25 protein-coding genes are annotated in these 26,160 nt (G+C 57.0%); 19 read left to right on the top strand and 6 right to left on the bottom strand.

Annotated features, from left to right (window positions below; genetic code table 11):
* The first annotated feature begins 52 nt into the window (after window positions 1-52).
* From PG871_RS14985 to PG871_RS14975, 3 genes are all read left to right on the top strand, one after another.
* Window positions 53-637 carry a lytic transglycosylase domain-containing protein gene (locus tag PG871_RS14985; protein ID WP_270730667.1) on the top strand — a complete coding sequence of 195 codons (585 nt, stop codon included), beginning with the start codon at window positions 53-55 and terminating at the stop codon, window positions 635-637.
* Window positions 638-751: 114 nt separating this feature from the next.
* Window positions 752-1,888 carry a cytochrome-c peroxidase gene (locus PG871_RS14980; protein WP_270730665.1) on the top strand — a complete coding sequence of 379 codons (1,137 nt, stop codon included), beginning with the start codon at window positions 752-754 and terminating at the stop codon, window positions 1,886-1,888.
* Between the two features lie 77 nt (window positions 1,889-1,965).
* A complete protein-coding gene (locus tag PG871_RS14975; RefSeq protein WP_270730663.1) occupies window positions 1,966-3,435 on the top strand; it encodes a M20 family peptidase in 1,470 nt (489 codons plus the stop codon).
* Between the two features lie 87 nt (window positions 3,436-3,522).
* Here PG871_RS14975 and PG871_RS14970 read toward each other — a convergent pair whose 3' ends face one another.
* The 5 genes from PG871_RS14970 to miaA form a co-directional block, all read right to left on the bottom strand.
* Window positions 3,523-5,610 (bottom strand): dipeptide ABC transporter ATP-binding protein, encoded by a 2,088-nt coding sequence (locus tag PG871_RS14970; protein WP_270730661.1) that lies wholly within the window; start codon window positions 5,608-5,610, stop codon window positions 3,523-3,525.
* A 152-nt stretch (window positions 5,611-5,762) separates the two neighbouring features.
* Window positions 5,763-7,214, bottom strand: coding sequence for an ABC transporter permease (locus PG871_RS14965; protein WP_270730659.1), 1,452 nt, complete (start codon window positions 7,212-7,214; stop codon window positions 5,763-5,765).
* A 15-nt stretch (window positions 7,215-7,229) separates the two neighbouring features.
* Window positions 7,230-8,315 (bottom strand): ABC transporter permease, encoded by a 1,086-nt coding sequence (locus PG871_RS14960; RefSeq protein ID WP_270730658.1) that lies wholly within the window; start codon window positions 8,313-8,315, stop codon window positions 7,230-7,232.
* 403 nt (window positions 8,316-8,718) lie between these two features.
* Entirely contained in the window at window positions 8,719-9,702 is a 984-nt protein-coding gene (locus PG871_RS14955; protein ID WP_270730657.1) for a helix-turn-helix domain-containing protein, read from the bottom strand.
* A gap of 97 nt (window positions 9,703-9,799) precedes the next feature.
* Window positions 9,800-10,678: a tRNA (adenosine(37)-N6)-dimethylallyltransferase MiaA gene (gene miaA / locus PG871_RS14950; RefSeq protein ID WP_270730655.1), complete on the bottom strand. Its 879-nt coding sequence runs from the start codon at window positions 10,676-10,678 to the stop codon at window positions 9,800-9,802.
* Between the two features lie 117 nt (window positions 10,679-10,795).
* On the opposite strand from miaA, the gene pyrH reads away from it, so the two are divergent.
* From pyrH to PG871_RS14880, 14 genes are all read left to right on the top strand, one after another.
* A complete protein-coding gene (gene pyrH, locus PG871_RS14945) occupies window positions 10,796-11,530 on the top strand; it encodes a UMP kinase (protein ID WP_270730653.1) in 735 nt (244 codons plus the stop codon).
* A gap of 249 nt (window positions 11,531-11,779) precedes the next feature.
* Window positions 11,780-12,346: a ribosome recycling factor gene (gene frr, locus PG871_RS14940; protein WP_270730651.1), complete on the top strand. Its 567-nt coding sequence runs from the start codon at window positions 11,780-11,782 to the stop codon at window positions 12,344-12,346.
* A gap of 2 nt (window positions 12,347-12,348) precedes the next feature.
* Window positions 12,349-13,077, top strand: a complete 729-nt coding sequence (locus PG871_RS14935) for an isoprenyl transferase (protein WP_270730648.1) — start codon at window positions 12,349-12,351, stop codon at window positions 13,075-13,077.
* Window positions 13,074-13,844, top strand: coding sequence for a phosphatidate cytidylyltransferase (locus PG871_RS14930; protein WP_333559681.1), 771 nt, complete (start codon window positions 13,074-13,076; stop codon window positions 13,842-13,844). Before PG871_RS14935 ends, PG871_RS14930 begins: the two co-directional genes overlap by 4 nt.
* The gene (gene dxr / locus PG871_RS14925; protein ID WP_270730644.1) at window positions 13,841-15,013 is read left to right on the top strand and encodes a 1-deoxy-D-xylulose-5-phosphate reductoisomerase; all 1,173 of its coding nucleotides are present in this window, start codon (window positions 13,841-13,843) and stop codon (window positions 15,011-15,013) included. Before PG871_RS14930 ends, dxr begins: the two co-directional genes overlap by 4 nt.
* A gap of 50 nt (window positions 15,014-15,063) precedes the next feature.
* Complete coding sequence (rseP, locus tag PG871_RS14920; RefSeq protein WP_270730642.1) at window positions 15,064-16,374, top strand: RIP metalloprotease RseP; 1,311 nt, start codon at window positions 15,064-15,066, stop codon at window positions 16,372-16,374.
* An 80-nt stretch (window positions 16,375-16,454) separates the two neighbouring features.
* Window positions 16,455-16,592: a hypothetical protein gene (locus PG871_RS14915; protein ID WP_270730640.1), complete on the top strand. Its 138-nt coding sequence runs from the start codon at window positions 16,455-16,457 to the stop codon at window positions 16,590-16,592.
* Window positions 16,593-16,791: 199 nt separating this feature from the next.
* Window positions 16,792-19,155 carry an outer membrane protein assembly factor BamA gene (gene bamA / locus PG871_RS14910; protein ID WP_270730638.1) on the top strand — a complete coding sequence of 788 codons (2,364 nt, stop codon included), beginning with the start codon at window positions 16,792-16,794 and terminating at the stop codon, window positions 19,153-19,155.
* A 6-nt stretch (window positions 19,156-19,161) separates the two neighbouring features.
* Complete coding sequence (locus PG871_RS14905; RefSeq protein WP_270730636.1) at window positions 19,162-19,716, top strand: OmpH family outer membrane protein; 555 nt, start codon at window positions 19,162-19,164, stop codon at window positions 19,714-19,716.
* A 125-nt stretch (window positions 19,717-19,841) separates the two neighbouring features.
* Window positions 19,842-20,306 carry a 3-hydroxyacyl-ACP dehydratase FabZ gene (gene fabZ, locus PG871_RS14900; RefSeq protein WP_270730633.1) on the top strand — a complete coding sequence of 155 codons (465 nt, stop codon included), beginning with the start codon at window positions 19,842-19,844 and terminating at the stop codon, window positions 20,304-20,306.
* A 5-nt stretch (window positions 20,307-20,311) separates the two neighbouring features.
* Entirely contained in the window at window positions 20,312-21,109 is a 798-nt protein-coding gene (gene lpxA / locus PG871_RS14895; protein ID WP_270730631.1) for an acyl-ACP--UDP-N-acetylglucosamine O-acyltransferase, read from the top strand.
* A 3-nt stretch (window positions 21,110-21,112) separates the two neighbouring features.
* Entirely contained in the window at window positions 21,113-21,913 is an 801-nt protein-coding gene (locus PG871_RS14890) for an LpxI family protein (protein WP_270730630.1), read from the top strand.
* Complete coding sequence (gene lpxB / locus PG871_RS14885) at window positions 21,913-23,067, top strand: lipid-A-disaccharide synthase (protein ID WP_270730629.1); 1,155 nt, start codon at window positions 21,913-21,915, stop codon at window positions 23,065-23,067. The genes PG871_RS14890 and lpxB overlap by 1 nt, the downstream gene beginning before the upstream one ends.
* A gap of 3 nt (window positions 23,068-23,070) precedes the next feature.
* Window positions 23,071-23,646, top strand: coding sequence for a hypothetical protein (locus PG871_RS14880; protein ID WP_270730628.1), 576 nt, complete (start codon window positions 23,071-23,073; stop codon window positions 23,644-23,646).
* Between the two features lie 6 nt (window positions 23,647-23,652).
* Here the strand turns inward: PG871_RS14880 and mnmA are convergent, their stop codons facing one another.
* Window positions 23,653-24,798, bottom strand: coding sequence for a tRNA 2-thiouridine(34) synthase MnmA (mnmA, locus tag PG871_RS14875; RefSeq protein WP_270730627.1), 1,146 nt, complete (start codon window positions 24,796-24,798; stop codon window positions 23,653-23,655).
* A gap of 122 nt (window positions 24,799-24,920) precedes the next feature.
* Here mnmA and sciP point away from each other — a divergent pair, with 122 nt between their 5' ends.
* Both sciP and ctrA read left to right on the top strand, forming a co-directional pair.
* A complete protein-coding gene (sciP, locus tag PG871_RS14870) occupies window positions 24,921-25,229 on the top strand; it encodes a CtrA inhibitor SciP (RefSeq protein ID WP_270730626.1) in 309 nt (102 codons plus the stop codon).
* A 202-nt stretch (window positions 25,230-25,431) separates the two neighbouring features.
* Entirely contained in the window at window positions 25,432-26,145 is a 714-nt protein-coding gene (gene ctrA / locus PG871_RS14865) for a response regulator transcription factor CtrA (protein WP_270730625.1), read from the top strand.
* The last annotated feature ends 15 nt before the right edge of the window (window positions 26,146-26,160 follow it).

Genomic DNA, 26,160 nt, shown 5'->3' with positions numbered 1-26,160 from the left:
TCGCGGCCAAGATGATATGACAAGCAAAATGAATAATGCGGGGTGGGCATTTATGTCTTCCAAATTTGTTGTTTTGGTGTGTTGTGCGACTTTGATGGCGGCGCCTTTGGCGGCGCAAACTGTGTCGTCCAAATCCAAGAGCCGCCTTTTCAAGAATCAAACCAAGGTGCTTGATGGGCGCGCGAGTGAACAATATCGCGGCTCTGTGCGTTTGCAGCCAAAGCCGATTTACACTCCGTCCAAATGGGGCGACGGCAGCTATCGTGGCACGTATAGTGGTCCGTTTTTGGCGATGGCGCGAGAGGCAGCGTTGCTGCACGGCATTCCGGTTGATTTGTTCCTGAAACTGGTGAAGCAGGAAAGCAACTGGAACGCGACTGCCAAATCCCACAAGGGTGCGCTGGGGCTGGCGCAGCTGATGCCGGACACAGCACGCTCGCTGCGGGTTGATCCGCTGGACCCGCAACAGAATCTGGAAGGTGGCGCGCGTTATCTTAAGGCGCAGTATCTGCGTTTTGGATCATGGCGGCTGGCGTTGGCGGCGTACAACGCCGGACCTGAGGCGGTTGCGAAATACGGCGGGATTCCACCCTATAAAGAAACCCAGAATTACGTCCGCGTCATCGCCGGTGGGTAACACCGATAGGGGTGACCTTAAGCCGACTCTTTTTGTGGGTTATTGATTTCTATCAATACATGTGCTGACTGATCGATCTAGGCAAAAGCATTAGCTACAAAAGGCCAGACGTGAATGAAACACCTGCTAGGTTTGACATCCCTTGTCGCGATTTTGGTGTCCGGTGTGGTCCACGCCGCGCCCTATGATCGGCTTGAGGCCTTGGGCGAAGCGTTGTTTCACGACGAGAACCTGTCGCTGAACCGTACGCAATCCTGCGCCACATGCCATGATCCGGAGTTTGCTTTTGTCGATCCACGGGAAACCGACGCGAGGCGGGCGGTTTCTTTGGGGGATGATGGTGTCTCGCTGGGCGATCGCAACACGCCCACGGCGAGCTACGCAGCCTTTGTGCCAAGGTTTGATCGCGAACCGGATGGAGATGCCGAGGGCGGTCTGTTCTGGGACGGGCGGGCCAATACCCTGGAAGAGCAGGCGGGTGGGCCGCCATTGAACCCTGTAGAAATGGGTATGCCGGACAAGGCTTCGGTTGTCGCGAGGCTGAAAGAAAATCCTGACTATGTGATCAGCATGGAGGCGCTGTTTGCGCCCGATGTGCTGCAGGATGCGGAGACAGGGTATGAGGCACTGACCAAGGCGATTGCCGCCTTTGAACGCACAGATGTGTTTGCTTCGTTTGACAGTAAATATGATCGCTACTTACGGGGCGAAACCGAATTTTCCAAAGAAGAGGAACTGGGACGGGTTCTGTTTTTTTCAGAGCAGTTCACAAATTGTGCGGAGTGCCACCAGTTGCGCAACAGTCAGACTCACCCGAAAGAGACGTTTACCAACTATGAGTACCACAATATCGGGGTGCCTGTGAATGTCGAGGCACGAGAGGTGAACGGCGCAAAAGGCAGCACAGACAAGGGGTTGTTGCAACATCCTGATGTGACTGATTTGGATCAGATGGGCAAATTCCGCACACCGACGTTGCGAAATGTGGCGGTCACGGGGCCCTATATGCACAACGGCGTGTTCGATGATTTGCGCACGGTTGTGCTGTTTTATAACAAGTACAATTCCAAGGATCCGAAGCGACAGATCAACCCTGAGACTAATGTGAAATGGCGGGTGCCGGAGATCATGCATTCGCTTTCGGTTGAGGAACTGACAGACGGGCCGGCGTTGGATGACAAACGGATTGATGCGCTGGTGGCATTTTTGAGAACGCTGACGGATGCGCGTTATGAACACCTGTCGGACTGACAGGTGACGTTAGGGCGTCTTTGCCTAAACGCGTTTTACAGCCCTAAAGTGATTCAGATCGCTTTGGGGAGACTTTGATGTTCTTGCGACTTTTGAAATACTTGGGGCTGGCATTGGTGGCTTTGGTTGCCGTTTTGGCCGTGAAAACAATGCTTTATAAGGCGCCGAACTATGCGCCGACGGATAGAGCCGACTTGCCGACCGTAAATGTCAACATCGACCGGATCGTGGCCAATATGGGCCAAGCCGTGACGTTTGAAACCGTGGCACATCATTTGGCAGATCCTTTGGCAGAAGGCCAGTTTCGCGGCTTTTTGGAGTGGATTGAGGCGACCTACCCGGGGGTGCACACCACGATGAGCCGCGAGATGGCCAACCTGACGCCGATTTACAAATGGGATGGCAAAAACCCCGACGCGCAACCTATTCTTATGACCGGACATTATGACGTTGTGCCTGCGCCGGAAGCGGAGCGGGATCGTTGGGAACACGCGCCATTTGCGGGCGTAACGGACGCAGAATTTGTTTGGGGTCGGGGCACGATTGACGACAAAATTGGTGTGATTGGCCTGTTGGAAGCGGCGGAAACGCTAATTGCAGACGGATTCCAGCCTGAGCGCACAATCTATTTCATCTTTGGTCACGACGAAGAGATTGGCGGCCAAAAAGGCGCGGGGGCGGCGGTCGCGCTGCTTGGCGCGCGCGGCGTGCAGATGGCGTGGTCCTTGGACGAAGGCTCAATGGTGCTCGACGATGTGTTGCCCGGGCTGCCCGCGCCCGTGGCCTCAATCAACGTGGCTGAAAAGGGCTATGTGACGCTGAACATCACTGCCAAGGCGACGGGTGGGCATTCGTCACTGCCGCCCGCGGACACCGCGGTGGGCGCGCTTGCAGGGGCGGTCGAGCGGTTGATGGCCAATCCGGTGCCCGGTGGACTGACGGATGCGTCGGCTGAATTTTTCGACAGCGTCGCGCCGGAGTTTGGTCTGACGGAACGGGTGCTTTTTGCCAACCAATGGCTGTTCCGCCCTGTTTTGGAGGGCATCTTGTCGGGCTCAGGGCCGACCAATGCGATGCTGCGCACAACAACTGCGCCGACGATGTTGCAAGCGTCACTAACCGAGAACGTCTTGCCGACAGAAGCCGTCGCTGTGGTGAATTTTCGCATCCATCCGCGCGACACCGTTGAGAGCGTTATCGCGCATGTGGAGGCGGTGGTCGACAATCCCAATATCGATGTGAGTATGCGCGGTGAACCGACCCATCCCAGCCCTGTGTCGAGCGCGGAAAGTGATGGTTTTCAATTGCTTGCGCAGGCCACCTTGGGCGCGTTTGGCGATGTGATTTTGGTTCCGGGCTTGACCGTAGCAGGTACGGATACCAAGCATTTCTCCAAGATTTCCGATGACAGTTATCGCTTCAATCCAATGACATTTGGTCCGGATGACCTATCGCGTATTCACGGGATCAACGAGCGTGTTTCGATTGCGGATCTGGAGCGCGCTGTGCAGTTTTACGCGCAAATTATGATGGGTGTAGACGGTTAAAGGGCCTTTGATGGGCGATAAAGCTAAAACAGAAGGGGCAACGCAGATGTGCGTCGCCCCTTTTTTCTAGCGATTGGTGTCGGTGGATTACTCGGCAGCGATTTTGATCACTGGAGTCATACGCGCGAGGATGTCATCTGCGAGGTGGCATTTGACCTGATGGTCGCCCTCTAGCATCCGGACAGGCGGAACTTCTTGCTCGCACAGTCCGCCTGGCACTTCGGATTTCCAACGGCACCGCGTTTGGAACGGGCACCCGGGAGGCGGGTTCATGGCGGAAGGAATGTCGCCTTCGAGAACAATATGCTCTTTTTCGACCGATGTGTCGGCAATAGGAACAGCGGACAATAGCGCCTCGGTATAGGGGTGATAAGGCGGCGAGAACACCTGATCGGTTGTGCCCATTTCCACCACATGCCCGAGGTACATAACCATAACGCGATCAGACAGATAGCGTACGATGCTCAAGTCATGCGAGATAAATAGGAGCGTGGTTTTTTCTTCGCGCTGGATCTCCATCAAGAGGTCGGTCACAGCTGCTTGCACCGACACGTCGAGCGCGGAAACAGGCTCGTCCGCCACAACAATGCGGGCGCCGCCGGCAAAGGCGCGGGCAATGCCGACGCGTTGTTTCTGACCACCGGACAGCTGCCTTGGCATACGGTCCGCAAATGCGCGGGGCAGTTTTACCAGATCCAGCAACTCAAGCATGCGCTGGCGGCGTCCGGCCTCGTTTTCACCGACGCCGAAGATTTCAAGCGCGCGCATGATTTGGCGGCCGACGGTCATGGAGGGGTTGAGCGTATCAAACGGGTTTTGGAAGACCATCTGGACATCGGCCACGGTTTTGGTGTCGCGCTCCTGAATAGGGGTGTCCTGAATTTCGCCGCCATCCAAAAGCACGGTGCCTTCTGTGGCGGTTTCCAGTCCCATGAGGACCTTGGCGAAGGTGGATTTGCCGCAACCGGATTCGCCAACGATGGCGAGGGTTTCGGATTCGCGGGCCTCAAAGCTCAGGGTTTCGTTGGCTTTAACAACCTTCTTTTCTCCGCTGCCGAAAAGTGCGTTTGGTGCAACTTCGTAGTATTTCTTGAGGTTTTCCATCTTCAGAACAACTTCGCCGACCTCGGCTTTTTCCTTTTGTTCCCCCACGGTTATTGGCGCGTTCCAATCGATTTCTTCTGATCTGAGACAGCGTGTGGTGTGACGGTCGTAGCCCTGAACGCCAACCATCGGGATGTCTTGGGCATCACAGCGGCCTTCCTCAAAATAGTCGCAGCGCGGGCCAAAGTTACACCCGGGCGGGCGTTCGTGCGGCAGAGGGAAGTTGCCTGGAATGGCCACAAGAGGCCGCGCGTTTTTATCAGCGCCTGGCAGAGGGATCGAGCGGAACAGAGCCTGCGTGTAGGGGTGCTGCATGTTGTCAAACACGTCTTCAATCGAGCCGCGTTCGACCGCTTCGCCGGAATACATCACGCACAAACGGTCGCAGGTTTCCAGAACCAGACCGAGGTTATGGGAGATGAAAAGCATTGATGTTCCATACTTTTTTCCCAAATCCTTGACCAGCTCGACCACGGCGGCCTCAACGGTCACGTCAAGCGCGGTGGTGGGCTCATCCAGGATCAGAAGCGCTGGCTTGGACATCAGGGCCATGGCGATCACGATGCGCTGTTGCTGACCGCCCGAAAGCTGGTGCGGGAAGCTGTTGAGCATCCGCTCGGGGTCAGGCAGGCGCACGTCGGTGACAACCTCCAAGGCGCGGCTGTAGGCCTCTTCCTTGCTTACACCTTCGTGAATCATCGGCACTTCCATCAACTGTTTGCCGATCTTCATCGCCGGATTGAGGGACGCCATAGGTTCTTGATAAATCATGGCAATTTCATTGCCACGTACGTCGCGCAGTTCTTCGTCAGACATCTCTGACAGGTCACGGCCCTTGAACTTAATCGAGCCGCCGACGATTTCGCCGTTCTTACCAAGATCCTGCATAACGCCCAACGCGACGGTGGATTTGCCGCAACCAGATTCACCAACAAGGCCAACGGCCTCGCCAGGCATGACGCGGACCGAAAAATCCATCACGGCCGGGATTTCCCGTAGGCGGGTGAAGAAGGATATCGACAGGCGGTCGATCTCAAGGATCGGGCCGTCGTATTCTGCCATCTTGCTCATTAACTCTCTCCCTTTTGGGGCGGAAGGCCTGTCAGTATTGCGTCGGTATTGCGGCTGTAACGCGTCAGTGCGTTTTTGCGTCTCCGTCGTTAACCTTTGGTGCCTTCCTTTGAATGGATTGAGCGGGGCGGCATGGGCCGCCCCGTGTGTCATCAGTCACGCAGGCTTTCTTCGCGCAGCCCGTCCGCCAGCAAGTTGAGCCCTAGAACGAGGCTCAGGAGCGACATGGCAGGCACGATGGCCGGGTGCGGGTAGATCGCAAGGAGCTTGCGCCCGTCGTTGATCGTTGTGCCCCAGTCCGGGCTCTCAGGCGGTAGGCCGAGGCCGAAGAAACCCAAGGTCCCCAAAAGGATCGTGGTGTAGCCGATGCGCAGACAGAAATCGACGATCAGCGGGCCACGTGCGTTGGGCAGGATTTCCCACAGCATGATGTACCACGGACCTTCGCCCCGTGTCTGGGCGGCGGCGACGTAGTCACGTGTCTGAATGTCCAGCACGAGGCCGCGCACGATCCTGAAGACGGTTGGCGCGTTCACAAAGACCACCGAGACAAACACCACAAGGATGCCCGAGTTGATGTTGAACAAATCGATAGCGCCCGGCAGGAGGTTGATCTTGGTGCCCGGTGCGGAAATGGCCGAGAGGTAAATCCAGATCATGACCAACAGCACGCCCGACAACAGCGGGTTCCGCAGTTTCGGACGGGTGTAGAACCGCGAGTTCAACAAGATCCCCACAAATATGATCGGGAACACAAACAGCACCGTCGCCATGTAGTTCGGAATGCCTGTCGCCACGATCTCTGGTGTGACCAGAAGGTAGAAGAGCAGGATCACCGGGAAGGCCAGCACGAGGTTGGCAAGGAACGACAAGAAGGTGTCGAGTTTACCGCCAAAGTAGCCAGCAGGCAGGCCCAATGTGATGCCGACCATAAAGGCAAACAGCGTCGCAAACGGCGCGATGACGATCACGATGACAGAGCCATGCACCATACGCGAGAAAACGTCCCGTGCGAGGTTATCCCCGCCCAACAAGTAGAAGGCGTATTGCCCGTCTTCGATGCTGGGTAAAGGCGTGCCGGGCAATTTGTTCTTCATGCGCGAGACCTGCGAGAGCGGGTCATGCACTGCGATCATGTCAAAGATGCCCACAAAGATTGCTGTGAATACCCAGAACATGACCAGCGCGAAGCCGATCATGCCGACGGTGCTGTCAAACAGTTTGCCGTATAGACCGAGCCGCCGCTTATAGCTGATCGACAGCAGGAAAGTGGCCAGCAGTGCAATCCAGACCGGAGAGAACTGTTTGGCCACGGCGCCGAGGATACCGACGGTGCCGACTGGCGAAAACACACCAGCGACAATGTAGACTGCTACGATCGCGCAGAGCGCCAGCAACAGATAGCGAAGGGCCGTCGCAATAGAGGCGTTGGCGCCCTTGCCACGGGTGATGGTGCCATCCGGATTGTAGTGATCGTTGATCGGCGCGAAGACGTAAGCGCCGACAAACTGTGCGAGAACTGCCACGAGGAACAATCCAGCGACGATTTGGAAAATCGGATCGAGGACGTTTCCGAAAGAGCCTGTCCAGGTTAATGGTTCCATGTCTCTGACCCTCCCTTAAGAAATTCGGATGCGTGGGTTGAGGTAGACGTAGCCGATATCGGATATCAGCTGGGTCACCAGAACCACGAAGACCGAGACCACCGAGACCGCCAGAAGCATCTCGATGTCATTGTTGCCCGCCGCGTTCACCAACTGCCAGCCAAAGCCGGTGTAGCTAAACAGCGTTTCCACGATCACCACGCCGTTCAGCAGCCACGGGAACTGCAACATGATAACGGTGAATGGCGCGATCAAAGCGTTGCGCAACGCGTGTTTCATCACGATGTTGCGGAAGCTCACCCCCTTGAGGCGCGCGGTGCGGATGTACTGCGCGGTCATGACCTCGGCCATCGAGGCGCGGGTCATGCGGGCGATGTAGCCCATGCCATAAAGCGCGATGGTGACCACCGGCAGCGTGAAGTTTTTAAACGTGATGCCGTCCATGGCCGATTTGGCGGTGCCTTTGAAGAGCGCCTTGCCTTCGATCAGGCCCAACTCGTGCAGCCACGGTCCAAGTCCGTTGCGGGTTGAGGCCAGGAGGGCGATGAAAATCACGCCCGACACATATTCTGGCGTTGCTGTGGACAAGATCGAAACCGTTGAGAGCGAGCGGTCGGTCCGAGAGCCTTCTTTCATGCCCGCCAGAACGCCGATTACGAGTGCTGAGGGCACCATGACCACCATAACCCAGAACATCAGCTTGCCTGTGTTGGCGAGCCGTGAGCCGAGCACGTCAGCCACAGGCGCCTTGGAAACTGTCGAAAAGCCCCAGTCACCTTGCAGGATGCCGCAGTATCTTGGCGTATCTTCGGGAGCAACGCCGGGACGCACACATTTGCCGAGCAGACGCCCATCCTCGAGTTCTTTGGAAAAGCCGGGCAGAACGCCGAGCCATTGCAAATATTTGATAGGTGTTGGCTGCAAGTAGCCGCGATCACCAAGGAAGCTGTCGACGGCTTCCTCGCTCATGCGGAAGTTGCCTTGGGTTTTGGCCAATTTTTCCAGGTTTGGATAAAGATTGGTCATGAAGAAGACGATGTAGGTCAGGCAAAGTGCCGTCACCAGCATCATCCCGAATCGTCGCAGGATAAAAAGTCCCATGTGCTCCCCTTGTCAGACGCGGCCCTGGGACGGGCGCGCCGGTTCCCTGTTTTCTGCCGCCTGTCTAGGCAGACGTGCAGTGGTCGCCGACATTTGGTGCCGGTCCCGAGTGGTGCATTCAGCATACGCAGAAGGGGTCAGACGGGTGTGAGCCGGACTCGTTTGAAGGAGTGTGCCGGCTTGTCTGGCTGGCGCGCGGCCTTTGCCCCTCCATTGGCAAACCGGTTGCGTGCTGAACAACTGTTGGTCATCTGCCGAGGCATACGTGTGCCCCGATCTCTGGTCTTGGCCTTCATTCGGGCATATCCACCGCCGTCACGTCAACGGCGGTGATCGTCATTAGGTGGCCCAAAAGCGACATCGTGATGTCGAATCCTGGCTTTGGGCGCGGGTGACGCGTTGGTCAACCGTGCGATTTGGAGGTGTTTTTGGAGGGACGGGTTTGTTTGCGAATCTGGCTGGGCGGGGCACCGAAATGCTGCTGGCAGAAGCGGGTAAAATAAGCGGCACTGCCAAAGCCGAGATCTTCGGCGATGATGCGCATTGGACGGTCTGTTGTGATCAGAAGAAGACGGGCGCGATGCTGAATCAGCTGAGACAGCATGTCGGCGGCGGTCATACCGGCAGATTGGCGGCAGACGCGGCTGAGGTGGGTCGGCGTGACACCAAGTTGGTTGGCATACCATGCCATTGTGTGGCCTTCGGTGAAAGACTTGGAGAGCAGATCACCATAGGCGCGGGTCAGTTTTTGGGCTGCTTTTGCGGGGAGGGGATCGTCTGCAGAGAGCAGGTCGCGGCGCAGCGTGACCGACAAAAGCTGGGTGTGGGCATTGAGCGCCTCCGCTATGAAGGGGCGGTTTTCATGCAGCTCGCGCCGTAAGGCGTCGAGGATTGCGATGAATTCAAGCTGCTCGGTTCCGTCCTGAAGCCGCAAATGCTGGGCGCGGTCAGGGAAGGAGAACCGCTCATCCGCAGGAATGAGCGCAATCTGACCTTGAACCTGCAGTCCCAGTTCAATGGACAGGAGTTTCCCTGCCGGAGCAAAGATGGCGTTGTGGGTGCCAAAGCCGCGCCGCACGCCGTTGAGCAGGACACGGCCTTGGCCACGGGTGGTCCAGATCAGAATGTGGTGGGTTCGGACATGCAGCAATTCCAGCATCCAGGGCGCGCCAGCGGTGTGCTGGGCGATGGTGTGCACCAGCGGTTGCGGCAGCGGTTGGTGCGGGGCCGGGTGCAGGTCGAGAAAGCCGGCTGGCGACGGTTGCATACGCGACGGCTGGCCCGCCATAGCCGAAGCGCGCTGCGGTGCAGGTTTCGGCGAAGGTTTTGAAATGGCAGGCGTTTTGGGCGGTGGGGCAGCCATGCCGCCAGCACCGGATTTTGTCATGAATGACGGTATTTTTACATTTTTCCCAACCATTTGGCGGCTAAATGTCCACAATTGTCCGAAAATTGCAAGTATTGGTTGATCATCTTAGAGGTAATCAGACGGCAGGTTGGTATTTGACCCAGCCCGACATCTTGGATCGGAACCACGTGCGCTGCCGTTTGGCGAATTGGCGGGTGGCGATTGTGGCCGCTTCACGGGCTTGATCCAGCGTGGTTTCACCCCGCAGATGGGCGATCAATTCCGGCGCGCCGATGGCCTTCATCGACAGCATTTGCGGATCATACATATCAAGGTTGGCGCGGGCCTCTTCCAACGCGCCCTGGGCCAGCATCACGTCAAAGCGCCGCGCGATGCGCTCGTTTAACCAGTCTTTGTCGGTGTCAAACACGATTGGTAAAGTGTCGGGCAAAGGCAGTAGCGGCGGCGGGGTGTCGTCTTGCCACGCCGCAAGCGGGCGACCGGTGGCGGTGAGCACTTCCCACGCGCGCTGCACCCGCATCGGATTTTGCACATCAATCCGCGCGGTGGTTTCGGGATCGAGTTCGGCCAGCAAAGCTTCGAAGCCCTCAGAGGCAACACGGGCGTTGGCGGTCTCGCGCAACCCGGCTGGCGTGGGCGGAATTTCGGCGAGGCCCTGCGTGAGTGCTGTGAAATAGAGCCCCGTGCCGCCGGTGATGATAGGGCGCTGTCCGGCAGTGAGGAGGGGCGCAACCTCGCGCAGCCAATGGCCGACTGAGTAGTCGGCGTCATAGGGCAGGTGGCCATAAAGCAGATGTGGGGCGCGGGCGATGTCTTCGGCAGGTGGGCGTGCGGTCAGAACTTGCCAGTTGTCATAGACCTGAATCGCGTCGGCATTGATCACCACACCGCCTTGTGTCTCGGCGATTTCAAGCGCGAGCGCGCTCTTGCCGCTGGCAGTGGGGCCAGCGATCAGAACGGGCTGATCGGGCGCAATTGAGGGCAGGGTGGTCATAGAGTGTCCAGACGTCATGCAGATTAATGCCATTGTCGGGAACTCTCGCATTGAACCTGCCCGCGTTTTCCGACATTTTGCGCGCAATCCTAAATCGACGCTGCAAGGACATGCAACATGAGCGACTCCGCTTCCTCGAATGACACCACTTTCAACCGTGTGATGATCAAGATTTCGGGGGAGGCGCTGATGGGGGATCAGGGATACGGCCTGCACCCGCCAACAATTGAACGCGTCGCCAAGGAAATCAAAACCGTGCATGAGCTTGGTGTTGAGATCTGTATGGTGATCGGGGGCGGCAACGTGTTTCGCGGTCTGTCCGGCGCCGCGCAGGGCATGGAACGCACCACCGCAGATTACATGGGCATGTTGGCCACAGTGATGAACGCGCTGGCGATGCAAAGCGCGCTTGAGACACAGGGCGTTTTTACCCGCGTGATCAGCGCGATCCGCATGGATGAGGTGGCCGAACCTTATATTCGCCGCCGCGCGGTGCGCCACCTTGAGAAAAAGCGTGTGTGTATTTTTGCAGCCGGTACCGGCAACCCGTATTTCACCACCGACACAGCCGCGACCCTGCGCGCCAACGAGATGGCCTGTGAGGCGATCTTTATGGGCAAAAACGGTGTGGACGGGATTTATGACAAAGATCCGCAGGAATTTGATGACGCAGTGCGCTATGACGAAGTCAGCTATGACGAAGTTCTGGCCAAGCGTTTGAAGGTGATGGACGCGAGCGCGATTGCGTTGGCGCGTGACAACAATCTGCCGCTGATCGTGTTCAACATGGATGAGCCGGGCGGGTTCCGCGGCATCCTTGCGGGCAAGGGCACCTATACCAAGGTCAGCTGAACGTCGATTTTCCGCCCGTGACTGCGCCCGCCAATGGGGCGCAGTGGTGCATGTGTCCAAGAATTCGCGAAATTGGGCCGGCAGCCGGCGGGCTCAATGAGCGGTGGAGCGCTTGCTTTAAAGAGTTTGGGTGTGAGATTTGAGGAATACGGTCACGGGTCTTCACCGTTGGGGCGTCGTGCTATACAACCTTTTGTAAGTCGCCTAAGAGCTTGCGTGACGAGACAGTGAACGATCGAAAGAGCAGCAATGTCCGAACAAGATATCGAAATTGACACCGACGACCTGAGCCGCCGTATGGATGGCGCGATGGGAGCCCTGAAAACTGAATTCGCCTCGTTGCGCACCGGACGGGCCTCGGCCACGATGCTGGAGCCGGTGATGGTGGATGCCTATGGCTCCAAAACACCTATCAATCAGGTTGGCACTGTGAACGTGCCGGAACCGCGCATGGTGACGGTAAACGTCTGGGACAAATCGTTGGTGAGCGCCGTGGAAAAGGCGATCATGAACTCTGGTCTTGGGATCAACCCGCAGACCAACGGCACCATTGTGATGCTGCCGATCCCTGAATTGAACGAAGAGCGTCGCACCGAGTTGGCGCGTGTTGCCGCGCAATATGCAGAAAGCGCACGTGTGTCGATCCGCAATGTGCGTCGGGACGGTATGGACCAGATCAAGAAAGCCAAGAACGATGGCATGTCTGAAGATGACCAAAAGATCTGGGAATCTGAAGTGCAGGATCTGACCGACACGTTTATCAAATCGGTCGATGCCGCGCTTGAGAACAAACAAGCAGAAATCATGCAGGTCTGAATATGTCCGAAATCGCGAGCGTACCGCTGCATGGTCCCAAACATGTGGCCATCATTATGGACGGCAATGGCCGATGGGCTCAGGCGCGGGGTCGCCCGCGTTTGTTTGGTCACCATGCGGGCGCGAAGCGGGTCAAGGAAATCGTCCGAGCTTGCCCCGAATTCGGCGTTAAATACCTGACAATATTCGGATTTTCGACAGAAAACTGGAAACGTACCCAATCCGAGGTGGCGGGTTTGATGAGCCTGTTCCGGCGCTATATTCGCAAGGAGGCACGCGCGCTTAAGGAGGAAGGTGTGCGGGTGCGTTTTATCGGCGACCGTCCGCGGCTGGACGAAAAGCTGCGTGCCTTAATGGACGAGCTCGAAGAGATGACGCAGGAAAATGATGGTGTGCATCTCACCATTGCGCTGAACTATGGCGGTCGCGACGAAGTGGCCCGCGCCACGCGGCGGCTGGCGCAGGATGTGGCGGACGGCAACCTCAAACCCGAAGATGTGGGGGAAGAGACCTTGCCGAAATACCTCGACACATATGTGTTGCCGGATCCGGATCTGGTTGTTCGGACAAGCGGTGAAGCGCGGATTTCGAACTTTTTGCTCTGGCAGTCCGCCTATGCGGAATATGAGTTTATCGACACGCTGTGGCCGGATTTCTCCAGGGAGGAATTTGGCGAGCTGGTGGGGGCCTATTCGTCCCGCGAGCGGCGCTTTGGTGCGGTACCTGCGTGAGTTTGAGCGCCAATAAGTGGAGCGACTTGCGGGCGCGGGTGCTGTCGGCGCTTGTTTTGGTGCTGGTCGGAGCGGCGGCAATTTGGCTTGGCGGCATATGGTTTCATGTCTTTGTCGCGCTTGTGGGCGGCGGCATGATGTGGGAATTGACCCGTATGCTGGGCGGCGGGCCGAAAGTTGCGATCCCAATCGGCGCTTTGGCGGGTGTTGCGATGGTGTGCGTTCCGTATGTGCCTTGGGAATTTAAGCTGCCGGTGTTGCTGGCAGTGACCTTCGCCGGCGTCTCTCAACTTAAAAAAGATCGTTTGATTTACTTGGCTTACGGCTCGGCATTGATGTTGTCCTGTTATGGGTTGATTGTGCTGAGAGATGTGCGCGGCATTTATTGGGTGCTATGGCTTGTGTCGGTTGTCGTTGCGACGGACGTGGCCGGATATTTTGCTGGCAGAACTCTTGGCGGGCCGAAATTTTGGCCCAAGGTAAGTCCGAAAAAGACCTGGTCGGGGACAGTGGCCGGATGGATCGCCGCAGCTGGCGTCGGCTTGGTCTTTGGCGGGTTGCCTCTGGTTGTTCTCAGCATGCTGACGAGTTTGGCTTCTCAAATGGGGGACGCTGCGGAAAGCGCGATCAAGCGTCGCTCAGGGGTCAAAGACAGTTCCGACTTGATACCGGGGCACGGCGGATTGCTGGACCGGTTTGACGCGATGATGGCGGGGGCATTGTTTGTACTGCTTCTGGGGGCTGTGTTGGGATTGCCGGCACTATGAGAAAAGTTTCCGTTTTTGGGGCCACCGGCTCGATTGGTCAAAACACCATTGATTTGATCGCTCGGGAGCCGGACGCCTATGACGTTGTGGCGTTGAGTGGCGGTCAGAATATTGCGCAGTTGGCAAAAGACGCGCGCCGTCTGGGGGCCGACGTGGCGGTGACAGCAGATGAGTCGCGGCTGGAAGAGTTGCGTGCAGCGCTTGCAGGGTCTGATGTGGCCGCAGCAGCGGGGGCAGAGGCCATTGCTGAGGCGGCGGCGCGGCCTGCTGATTGGGTGATGAGCGCCATCGTCGGTGCAGCGGGGCTGCGTCCGGGTCTGGTGGCGTTGGAGCAAGGCGCGACGCTGGCGTTGGCCAATAAAGAATCGCTGGTGACAGCCGGCGCCCTGATAATGCAGACCGCCGCAAAGTCAGACGGACAGATCCTTCCTGTGGACAGCGAACACTCGGCGGTTTTTCAGGGCCTGGTGGGCGAAGACATGAGCGCCGTGGAGCGCATCATCATCACCGCGAGCGGCGGCGCTTTTCGCGATTGGGCGCTGGAAGATATGGCCAAGGCCACGCCCGAACAGGCCAGCAGTCATCCCAATTGGAACATGGGGCAGCGCATTACGATCGACAGCGCGTCGATGTTCAACAAGGCGCTTGAGGTTATTGAGACCAAAGAATTTTTCCAGTGCCCGCATGAGATGATCGAAGTGCTGGTGCACCCGGAATCGATGGTGCATGCGCTGGTTGGGTTTAATGACGGTGCGCTGATGGCACACGTAGGACCCCCTGATATGCGCCATGCGATTGGCTATGCGCTGCACTATCCCGAGCGGCGTAAGTTGCCGGTGGCGCGGCTGGATCTGGCCAAAATTGGCGCGCTGCATTTTAGGGATCCGGATTTACAACGATATCCCGCTCTCAGGTTGGCGCATGAGGTGCTGGCGACAGGTGGGCACGCTGGCGCTGTGTTTAACGCAGCCAAAGAAGTGGCCTTGGACGGATTCATTGGCCATCGGATCGGTTTTTTGCAGATGGCAGAAGTGGTTGAAGAGGCGCTGGAACGTCTTTCCGGATCACAATGCCTTAAGAATGCCGAAATGACCCTTGATACGGTGATTGAAACCGACCATCTGGCACGCAAGACGGCCCTTGAGGTCATAAAAGAACAAAACAGGTAGGGCACGCTTTGGACTTTTCCGCAATTCTTTCCGGTTTTGGCAACGGTTCAATGACCGTGTTGTCGTTTATCGTGGCCTTGTCGATTGTGGTCGCGATCCATGAGTACGGACATTACATCGTGGGCCGCTGGAGCGGAATCGGAGCGGATGTGTTTTCCATCGGCTTTGGACCGGTGTTGTATTCTCGCGTCGACAAGCGCGGCATGCGCTGGCAGATCGCGGCCATCCCGTTGGGTGGGTATGTGAAATTCAAAGGCGATGCGAACGCCGCCAGTGGCAAAGACGCAGACGCCATGGAAGGGCTAAACGAGACGGAGTTGCGGGCCACCATGCACGGAGCGCCTTTGTGGGCGCGGGCGGCCACAGTGGCGGCGGGACCGGTGTTTAACTTCATCCTGTCGATTTTCTTGTTTGCGGCGGTGATCATGGTGAGCGGGCAGACGGGCGACAAGCTGGTGATCGGCAAGTTGTTTGAAATGCCACACAAGTCCTACACGCTTCAGGAAGGCGACACGGTTGTTTCGGTGAACGGCATCGATGTGCCGATGACGTCCGATGGAGCGGACTACGATGCCTTCTGGAATGACATGGAAGTCACCGATCCGCTGAATTACGTCGTGGAACGCGACGGCCAGACGCTGAACGTTACCGGCCCGTATTTCAATACACCAGTGGTGCACAGCGTTGTGCCACGGTCTGCGGCGCGCAATGCCGGACTTGAAGTAGGTGATGTGATCATCGCCATCGATGGGTCCGCGATTGCATCCTTTAAGCAACTGCAGCAAGCGGTTGAAGGCGGGGGCGGCAAGACACTGGCGTTGGACGTGGTGCGCGATGGCGAACAGATGGCGTTTGAGCTGACGCCGAAACGATCCGATGAGCCCAAAGAGGGCGGCGGGTTCGAAACGTTTTGGCGGATTGGCGTGACCGGTGGGCTGGCGTTTGAGCCGGAAGCCACCGAATGGGTGGGCGCTACAGATGCGATGCGAGTAGGGGTTGAGCAGACCTGGCGCGTGGCGTCGGGATCGGTGTCCGGCCTTTATCACATGCTGACAGGGGCCATCAGTTCCTGCAACCTGTCCGGGCCTGTGGGCATCGCAGAAACAGCGGGTGAAATGGCGTCGCGTGGCGGCACGAGCTTCTTTTGGTTCGTGGCTGTGATTTCAACCGCGATTGGCATGTTGAACCTGTTCCCGATTCCCATGCTGGATGGTGGCCATCTGGTGTTTTACGGCTATGAAGCGGTCACGGGCCGTCCGCCAAGCGACAGCTGGCTTGATGTTCTGATGCGCGTGGGGCTGACGCTTGTATTGGGGCTGATGTTGTTTGGCCTGCTCAACGATTTGTTCCTGTGCCGGTGATGCGCATTCGGGCGATGGCGCCCTAATTTTGCCCAATTCACTTGCTAGTTCTTACTCGGACGAAAGTACGGAATGGTAAGATGCACACAATCGAAGACGGATACCGCGCGCTTGGTTTGCTGATCGACATCAATTGGGAACGCTTGTTGTTTCCCTCTGCTATTTTGGCGGGCCTGTCATTGGGCTATTCTATCGGCATGGCCTTCGGCCCGTTCTGAGGCCGGTTTGCCCGGATCGGCAATTTTGGATTTTGTCGCGTGAGACACTAAATCCTGTGGCCGGAATTCCAGGCGCTACCAACCCCTGTGGATAACTCTTCTCAGCGCAACGTAACTGTTTGCGCTGTTTGCTCTTTTGACAACTCCATTCAGACCCGATACTCACAGTCCAAGAGGGATGTTCTGGAGGGGTTTGGGAATGACCAAACAAACTCGGGCTTTGGCGGTCGCCAAGGGCAGTGTAAGTGGGCAGTTTAAACAGATTGCCATCGGTATTTTTCTATTGATTTCAGCGTTGTTGATCGTTCTGCCGACGATTGCCTCAGCGCAGAGTTATGCTTTCAACACCATTAGGGTGGAAGGCAACCAGCGGATCGAATCTACGGCCATCGTCACCTATGCGGGAATCGAGAAGGGCCAGACCTTGACCGCCGGTCAGTTGAACGCGGCCTATCAGCGTGTGTTGGCAAGCGGTCTGTTTGAGACGGTTGAGATGGTCCCAAGCGGCGGTACGCTGGTGATCAAGGTTTCGGAATACCCGACGATTAGCCGGATCAATTTTGAAGGCAATGCGCGGCTGAAAGACGATGCGCTGGAAGCCTTGATTGAATCGCAGCCCCGGCGGGTTCTCAACCCATCGGTCGCTGAGCGCGATGCGGCAAGGATCACGCAAGCCTATTCGGAAAGCGGTCGTTTGGCCGCCCGTGTTGAGCCGCGCATCATTCGCCGCAGCGATAACCGCGCCGATCTGGTTTTTGAGATCTTTGAAGGCGGCATTACCGAGATCGAGCGTCTTGGATTTGTCGGCAACCAGCAATTCAGCGATCGCCGTTTGCGTCAGGTTTTGCAGACGAAACAAGCCGGTCTGCTGCGTGCATTGTTTCGGTCGGACACGCTTGTTGTGGATCGCATCGAATTTGACAAACAAGTGTTGCGCGATTTCTACCTATCCCGAGGTTATGTGGATTTCCGCACCACCGGGGTCAACGCAGAGTTGTCGCGCGAGCGTGACGGTTATTTCCTGACATTCAATATCGAGGAAGGGCAACAGTTCACCTTCGGAGATATCACAGTTGTCAGCGAGTTTGATGGGGTTGATGCGCAGCCTTATCTCGATGCTCTGCGATTGAAGCCCGGAGTAACCTATTCGCCAGTGTTGGTGGAAAACACCATTGCGCGCCTTGAGCGACTGGCCCTGCGTGAGGGCCATGACTTTTTGCGCATTGATCCACGTATTGTACGCAACGACCGTGATCTGGCGCTTAATGTGGAATTCGCCTTGGTCAAAGGACCACGGATATTTGTTGAACGCATCGACGTGGAAGGCAACACAACGACGCTGGATCGGGTGATCCGTCAGCAGTTCCGCATTGTAGAGGGCGACGCCTTTAACCCGCGTGAAATTCGCGAAAGTGCCGAACGTATCCGGGCATTGGGCTATTTTGCCGGTGTCGATGTAAACGCGCGTGAGGGCACAGCGCCGGATCAGGTAATTGTCGACGTGGACGTGGTGGAGCAGCCGACCGGATCGTTGTCATTTGGTGGTACATATTCGACCAACGATGGCTTTGGCCTTGTTGTGCGTTTCAATGAGAAAAACTTCTTAGGCCGCGGACAACAGTTCGGCTTTTCGTTCTCGACATCGTCTGATTTGAAAGACTACGGCTTGTCGTTCCGCGAACCGGCGTTTCTGGGTCGTGATTTGTCGGCGGGCATCAATCTGGCGTACGTGGAAACTGAAAACAGCGAAACACGCTTTACCAACACAGTGGGCGAGATTAAGCCGTCGTTTTTCTTTCCGGTAAGTGAATTTGGCCGGATGCAGTTTCGGTACACTTTGAAAAACGTGGATATGGAAATTTTGACCGGTGAGGAGAGTCCGGGCTCGATAATTGACGAAGAAGCCGGGCGCGGCGATAGATGGGATAGCTCTGTCGGGTATACCTATATTTACGACACCCGCCGAACAGGGTTGGACGTCAACAAAGGCGTTTTGCTTGAGTTTGCTCAGGATTTTGGTGGTGTAGGCGGCGACTACACCTATGTCAAAACAACCGGCAAGGCGGTGGCTGAAACCAAAGTTTGGTATGAAGAAGTCACCCTCAGAGCGGTTTTAGAAGGCGGGGTGCTTTTCTCACCTGACTCTAACAGCCGTATCTATGACCGCTTTCAATTGAACTCAAACATCATGCGCGGTTTTGATCCATATGGTATTGGACCGAGGCAGCGGGACGCAGGCGGCAGCTACGATGATGGTCTGGGCGGCAACTTCTATGCCGTGGCACGGTTTGAAGCTGAATTCCCGCTGGGCATTCCGGAAGAAATCGGGATCAAAGGCGGCCTGTTTTACGACGTTGGATCACTGTGGGGCTTGGATCAGACAACCAGCGCGAATGGCGATGCGGTTCTGTATGACGAATTCTCTTTGCGCCACGTGATCGGCTTCTCGATTTTCTGGGACACGCCAATTGGACCACTCCGGTTCAATTTCACCAAGGCGCTGAAGAAAGAGCAATATGACCGTGAACAGAACTTCAACTTTACGATCAGCGCGACGTTCTAAGTTGTGATGCAGACCACGTTTGCGAAAACGCTTCTGCTGATGATGCTGGCAATACACGCCAGCATCACCAACGCGCAGGAACAGTCGCTGGCGGGGACCTCAATCCTGGTGATTGAGAGTGACAGAATGTTCACCGAGTCGCTGTTTGGGCAACGCGTCGCAGCAGATCTTGCGACATTGCGCGCCGAGTTGATTGTGCGCAACGCGCAGATGGAAGACACGCTGTCTGAAGAAGAACAGAACCTTACCGAAAAACGCAAAACCATGTCTGCGGCGGAGTTTAGCGTTCTGGCAAAGGCGTTTGACGTCAAAGTACGTGGCATTCGCGAGGAGCAGGATGCAAGGTTTCGGGAACTGAACGAGTTGAACGAACGCGAACGCAGTGTGTTTGTACAAGCGGCGCGACCAATCCTGTCGGAGTTGATGCTTGAAACCGGTGCCGCGCTAATTTTGGAGCGCCGCACGGTGCTCGTGTCAAGCGATCGAGTCGACATAACTCAGGAAGCGATTGCGCGGTTGAACGCGTCGCTGGGCGACGGGCGGGCGGTCTCTGAACCCTAGTTTGACGCTTGGTTGTTTTGACGGCCAGGACCGCTTTGCAATCATGGAAAACAGCAGCTGTGGTTGCCCCGCTTGGTCTGGGTTGCTAGGAAGCATGTAACATCAAGGATTTGTAGGAGCTGATCATGGCAGACGATCTTAAGAGCGCCGATATTGGCCTGATCCAACGGATCATTCCCCACCGCTATCCGTTTTTGCTGGTGGATAAAGTTGTCGACATCGACGGATATCAAAGCGCGCGTGGCATCAAGAATGTCACCATGAACGAGCCGCATTTTCAGGGGCACTTTCCAAGTAAGCCTATTATGCCAGGAGTGACCATCGTCGAGGCGATGGCGCAGACATCTGCGGTTATGGTGGGCGTGGCGCTAGACATGGCGGACAAGAACCTGCTGGTCTATTTCATGGGCATCGACAAGTGTAAGTTCCGCCGCATGGTTGTGCCGGGTGATGTGCTTGAAATGCAACTCACCACAACCCGCGGCAAACCGGGCGGCAAAGTCTGGAAATTTGCGGGTACCGCAACTGTGGACGGTGATGTCGCGTGCGAAGTTGAATTTACCGCGATGATGGATCTTCCCAAGGAGTAAGCCAAATGGCGATTGCCGCGAGTGCGCAGATACATGCGAGCGCCGTCATCGAAGACGGGGCAGTGATCGGAGAGGGCTGTGTAATCGGCCCATTCTGCGTTGTAGGGTCCAGCGTTGTTTTGCAGGCCGGCGTGGAGCTTAAGAGCCACGTGGTGGTGACGGGCCAGACGGAAATCGGGCCAGAAACCGTGGTGTTTTCCTTCTCGGTGATTGGCGAAATTCCACAGGACCTTAAGTTTGGCGGTGAGCACAGCCGGTTGGTGATTGGCGCGCGCAACCGTATCCGCGAGCACGTGACGATGAACTCCGGTACCGAAGGTGGCGGCGGAGTCACGCGAGTTGGTGACGACGGGCTGTTCATGGCCGGCTGCCACATCGCGCATGACGCGCAGATTGGCGATCGGGTGATTGTGGTGAACTCGGCCGCGGTGGCCGGACATTGTGTCATCGAGGATGATGTGATTATCGGCGGATTGTGCGGCATCCATCAATGGGTGCGCATCGGCAAAGGTGCCATCATTGGGGCTGTGACCATGGTCACCAACGACGTCATCCCATACGGGCTTGTGCAGGGGCCACGCGGCGAATTGGACGGTCTCAATCTTGTGGGTCTAAAACGACGAGGCGTGGCGCGGGCGGATATCACCGCGTTAAGGGCTGCGTTTCAGATGCTGGCGCAGGGTGAAGGTGCCTTTCAGGAACGCGCGCGCCGATTGGGCGACGAAAGTGACAGCGATTATGTACAGGAAATTGTGGCCTTTGTAATGGGCGACACGGACCGTTCTTTCCTGACACCGAGGTAAACAATGAGCGATTTGGCCATTTTGAGCGGTGGAGGCGCGCTGCCGGTGATGTTGGCGCAGGCCGAGCCGGACGCGGTGCGCGTGGTTTTTGAAGGCGTTGCCCACGAGATGCCTGATCCGGTGCACCTGCACAGTATCGCAAAGATGGGCGGCATCTGGCAGGCGCTGAAAGACGCCGGTGTCACCCGTGTGGTCTTTGCCGGTGGATTGGGGCGGCCAGCGCTCAATCCAGCTGATATGGATGCCGGAATGATGTCGATTGCGCCGCGCCTGATGGCGGCGATGCAGCAGGGCGACGATGCGTTGTTGCGCTTGATTGTGGCAGTGTTTGAAGAGCAGGGGTTTGAGGTTGTTGGCGCCCATGAGGTGCTGCAACAGATCTGTGTGCCGGAGGGGCTTTTTGCCGGCCCGGAACCGGATGCCGCCCTGTTGGAAGACGCAAAGAAAGCACAGGACATATTGGTGGCCTTGTCGCCGCTGGATGTCGGGCAGGGCGCGGTTGTGGCCGCTGGCCTGTGTCTGGGCATTGAGACGTTGCAGGGTTCGGACGCTTTGTTGCGGTTTGTGGCCGAAACGCCCCCGCATTTGCGGCGGGGCAAAGGCGTGTTCGTGAAGATGCCAAAGGCAAACCAGGACCTGCGAATGGACATGCCTGCGATCGGACCGGACACGGTGCATTCAGCCGCCAAAGCCGGTTTGGCCGGTTTGGTGGTCGCGGCGCACAAAGTGTTGATGATTGATCGCGAAGCAACCCGGCAGGCGTTGGAAGACAGCGGATTGTTCCTTGTGGGGCAAGTGGTGTGATGAAGGTGTTTCTGGTCGCGGGCGAGATGTCAGGTGACCGGCTGGGCGCGGCGCTGATGGAAGGCTTGCAGGCTTTGCTGCCAGAGGTGACGTTTGCCGGAGTTGGCGGGCCCTTGATGCAAGAGCAGGGGCTGGACAGCCTGTTTCCAATGGATGAGCTGAGCGTGATGGGCATCGCCGAGGTGCTGCCAAAATATCGGCACTTGCTGAAGCGTATGCATCAAACCGCGCAAGCGGCGTTGGCGATGAAACCGGATGTGGTGATCACCATCGACAGCCCCGATTTTTGTTTGCGGGTGGCGAAAGAGATCAAAAAGGTCAGCAACATTCGCACGGTACATTATGTGGCGCCTTCGGTTTGGGCTTGGCGGCCCAAACGCGCGGTGAAAATGGCCAAAGTTATCGATCAGGTGTTGGCGCTGTTGCCGTTTGAGCCGCCCTATATGGAGCGCGCCGGTGTGCGCTGCGATTTTGTCGGACATCCGGTGGTGAGCGAGCCGGTGGCCACGCGAGACGCGTGCATAGATTTTCGCACAAGACATGGGATTGGCGATGCGCCGGTTCTGTTGGCTTTGCCCGGGTCGCGGCGGTCCGAAGTTGACCGGTTGGCGCAGACCTTTGGTGACGTGGCCGCACAAGTGAAGCAGGCCGTGCCGGACTTGCAGGTGGTTGTGCCCGCCGCTGCGCCGGTGGCGGATAAGGTGAAAGAGATCACGGCGGATTGGCCGGTGGCACCCATCGTGCTGGACCCGCGCGGGCAGCTGCAAGCGGCGGCGCTTGCGGAAAAACGCGCGGCCTTTGGGGCGGCAAATGTGGCTTTGGCAGCGTCGGGTACGGTGTCATTGGAGCTGGCAGCCAGCGCGACGCCGATGGTGGTCGCCTATGACATGAGCTGGCTGAGCTGGCAGATCATGAGCCGCATGGCCTTGATCGACACGGTGACGCTGGTGAACCTTGTGACGGACACGCGTCTGGTGCCAGAGTTTTTGGGCCCCGCGTTTCAGACGGGTCCAATCGCGGAGGCGCTCGTCGGGGTGCTGGCGGCACCGGATCAACAGACAGAGACCATGGCGTTGACGATGGCGCGTCTGGGCAAAGGCGCGCAGGCACCGGGGATGCGCGCCGCGCAGGCCGTTTTGGACGGGTTGGGCTAAGACGTGGATGTTGTGGGCTTCGGTCTGTCTGCGTTGATCGCGCATGTGCTGACCAATATCGACAATCTGGTCATCATGTCCGGCTTGATCTTAACGTCAGGCAAATGGCGGGTGGTGAGCTGTTATCTGATCGCACAGCTGATTGTTCTGGGGGTGGCTTTTCGGCTGGCCGAAGGTCTGGGCGCGCAGTTGCCGCATTTCACCGGCTATCTGGGGTTTATTCCTGTGGTGATTGGCATTCTGGAACTGCGGCGCCGGATCAAGCTGCGTGGCGTCGAGGAGCAGGCCGCAGCGGCGCAGGTTGGCGGCATTGCCATTGTGGCGCTGTTTCTGAGCGTGTCGCTGGACACGTTCGCAGTGTTTGCCCCGGTGTTTGCCGATTCTGCCGCTGAATTTCGAGCCGCGGCGGCGCTTGGTGCGACGGTGTCGGCGCTTGGCCTCGCGGCGGTGGCCGCGATTCTTGAACGTGTGACCCGTGGCGCCATGAACCGGCTTGTGAAACTGGAACGCCTGACACCCTATTTGATGATCGCTGTCGGGTTTTACGTGTTGCTTAACACTGGCACAGACATCAGCTGACGCGGGTCAGTGCCCGCGCCAGATCCAGCCGCCACCAAAGATGCGGCTGGTGTTGGTGTCGTAAAACACACAAGCCTGTCCCGGTGAGACACCCTCCTCGGGGGTCAGCAATTCAACCTCTGCCGTGTCGGGGCCGGTGGGGCGGATGATTGCATCACGCGGGGGGCGCGTGGAGCGCACTTTGACCATCACATGCCATTCTGTGCGGCTGTCAAACGGCTCGTCGCCAAGCCAATTGATCTCGCGTACCGGAATTGTGCGGGTTGAGAGCATCTCTTTGGGGCCGACGATGACCTGTTTGGCGTCGACATCGAGTTTCACCACATAAAGCGGTTCAGACAGACCCCCGATGCCCAAGCCGCGACGCTGACCGATGGTATAGTGCAGCACGCCATTGTGTTTGCCGCGCAGGTTTCCTTCGTGATCAATGATGTCTCCGGGCTCGGCAGCGCCGGGGCGTAATTTTTCGATCACACTTGCGTAATCGCCGTTTGGCACAAAACAAATGTCCTGACTGTCCGGTTTATCGGCGACTGACAGCCCATATTCCGAGGCCAAAGCGCGCGTGGCGTCTTTGTTGGGCAGGTGACCCAAAGGGAATCGGAGGTAGTCGAGTTGATCAGGTGTGGTCGAAAACAGGAAATAACTCTGGTCGCGGTTGGCGTCCGTTGCGGTGTGCAGCTCCGCTCCGTCCGCGCCCATTTTGCGCTGAATGTAGTGGCCGGTGGCCATGCAATCGGCGTCCAGGTCCTTGGCGGTTTCCAAGAGGTCTTTGAATTTCACACGCTCGTTGCAGCGAATGCAGGGTACAGGGGTGGCGCCAGCAAGATAGCTGTCCGCGAATTCGTCAATCACTGCATCCTGAAAAATGTTTTCATAATCAAGGACGTAGTGTGGAAATCCTTTTTCCTCGGCAACACGGCGGGCGTCGTGGATGTCGATCCCTGCGCAACAGGCACCTTTTTTGGCCAGGGCCGCGCCGTGGTCGTACAGCTGCAGGGTAACGCCGACCACGTCATAGCCTTCGTCCGCCAGCTTTGCGGCCACAACCGAACTGTCGACGCCACCGGACATGGCGACGACCACACGGGTCTCGGACGGGGGTTTGGCAAAGCCGAGTGAATTCAGCTTTGGATCGCTGTCAAGCGCCATGGTGAGTCTCTCCGATCAGAAGTCGTCGAGAATATAGGAAAATCCTAACTACTCTCAAGGGGTGGTTTCATTCCTCATTAAGCCTGTTGCGGCACTCTGGCGCCACTTGAGAGGATGGTGTGATGTTTTTAAAGAAAGTAGAGGGGCCACGATGTGTGACTTTGCCGGATGGTTCAGTCATGTCGCGTGCTGATTTGCCCCCACCCGAAACGCGACGCTGGGTGGCGTCTCGAAAAGCGGCGGTTGTTAAGGGTGTTGTTTATGGGCTTATCAATCAAAAAGAGGCGCTGGAAGTTTACGGACTTAGTGACGAGGAGTTCGAGCAGTGGGTCAAAGCCGTTTCAAAACACGGTTTCGACGCGCTGAAGGCGACTGCAGTGCAGAAATATCGGCAAAAATCGGAAGATGAAGACCGGCCAAACACGCCCTAGGTCAACGCAGATGTGCTTATTCATGCCATCCGCCAAAATTAACCGGCATTTTTATGCCAAAACGTTGTGAATTCCCGTCAAAAGTGCAATTTTGCACGTGTAGGTGTTGGTAATCTTCGTTAATGACCCAATCTGGTAACCACGAGTTAACCTTTATTAGCCATGGTTAACAGGCAACCCTCCTGACGTAAGGAATTATTAAATGCGAGTACTGCTAGTTGAGGATGATCCTACCACCTCAAAAAGCATCGAGATGATGCTGACGCACGCAAACCTGAATGTATACGCGACGGATCTTGGCGAAGAAGGCATCGACCTTGCCAAATTGTATGACTACGATTTGATCCTGCTGGACCTTGGTCTGCCTGATATGACCGGTCACGAAGTGCTGCGCCAATTGCGGACATCACGCATCGATACGCCAATCCTGATTCTGTCCGGTGCCGATGACACTGAGAGCAAACTCAAAGGCTTTGGCTATGGCGCGGATGATTATCTGACGAAGCCGTTCCACCGCGAAGAGCTGGTGGCGCGTATTCACGCGATCATTCGCCGGTCCAAAGGCCATTCGCAATCGGTGATCCGCACAGGCCTGGTGGCGGTGAACTTGGATGCGAAAACCGTTGAGGTTGAAAACAAACCCGTGCATCTGACCGGCAAAGAATATCAGATGCTTGAGCTGTTGAGCCTGCGCAAAGGCACCACGCTGACCAAAGAGATGTTCTTGAACCACCTCTATGGCGGCATGGATGAGCCTGAGTTGAAGATCATCGATGTCTTCATTTGCAAGCTGCGTAAGAAACTCAGCGAAGCCACTGGCGGTGAGAACTACATCGAGACTGTCTGGGGCCGTGGCTATGTGCTGCGCGATCCGGAACCTGCGGTTTCCACTGAAGACGTCGCACTGCGCGCATAACGTCTTGAGGTCGGA

Source organism: Shimia sp. Alg240-R146, from assembly GCF_947331465.1.
Classification (GTDB): Bacteria; Pseudomonadota; Alphaproteobacteria; order Rhodobacterales; family Rhodobacteraceae; genus Shimia.
The sequence above is the reverse complement of the archived record's forward strand: the minus strand, read 5'-3'. Positions and strand labels throughout refer to the sequence as shown.